Source organism: Actinoplanes sp. ATCC 53533 (genome assembly GCF_003947245.1).
The window spans coordinates 1-651 of the sequence record NZ_QHHV01000618.1 but is presented as its reverse complement, the minus strand read 5'-3'; the positions used below and the strand labels follow the sequence as shown (position 1 = coordinate 651).

The 651-nt window shown below is 66.5% G+C and carries 1 protein-coding gene; it reads right to left on the bottom strand.

The window, feature by feature from the left end:
- Positions 1-651, bottom strand: a 651-nt coding sequence (locus tag DMB66_RS60320; RefSeq protein WP_125812731.1) for an ABC transporter substrate-binding protein, incomplete at both ends; no start/stop codon positions are given.

The following is a 651-nucleotide window of genomic DNA, read 5'->3' as shown; positions in this document are numbered from 1 at the left end:
CCGCGGTGGCGGTGTTCTTGGACTTCGCGTTGACCGCCAGCGACTCGATGTACATGTTGGGCTTGTCGTTGGTGATCTGCGGGGAGATCGCCACGGTGGCCGCCACCTTCGGCGCGGTCGCCTTCAGGTCCTTGAGCGTGTAGGAGCTGCCCGGCAGCCAGCCGATCCGGCCGGCCTTGAACGCGTCCAGCTCACCGGTCTGCAGCTTGTTGAGGGTGTCCTCGGTCATGCCACCGGCCTTGTACAGGTCCTTGTAGTGGTTGACCAGTTCCACGCCCTTGGCGTCGTTGAAGGTGAACTTGGCGCCCTGGGCGTCCATGAGCGGTACGCCGTACGTCCCAAAGGTCTCGATGGCCGGCAGCCGGCCGACCATCGTGGTGTCGCCCTTGCACTTGGTCGCCATGGTCCTGCCCGCGGCGAACAGGGCGTCGTAGGTCGCGGGCAGCGGGTCCTTGGCCACGCCGCACTTCGCCAGCAGCGCGGTGTTGAAGAAGGACGGCCCGGTGTTCAGATACCACGGGTACGCGTAGGTGCCACCGCCGAGCGACGCGAACTTGTTGGCGTCCCAGGCCTTCGGCAGATACGCCGACTGCGCCCCGGGGTCGGTCTTCGACAGGTCGAGCAGCATGCCGGCGTTGGCCAGGGTGAACG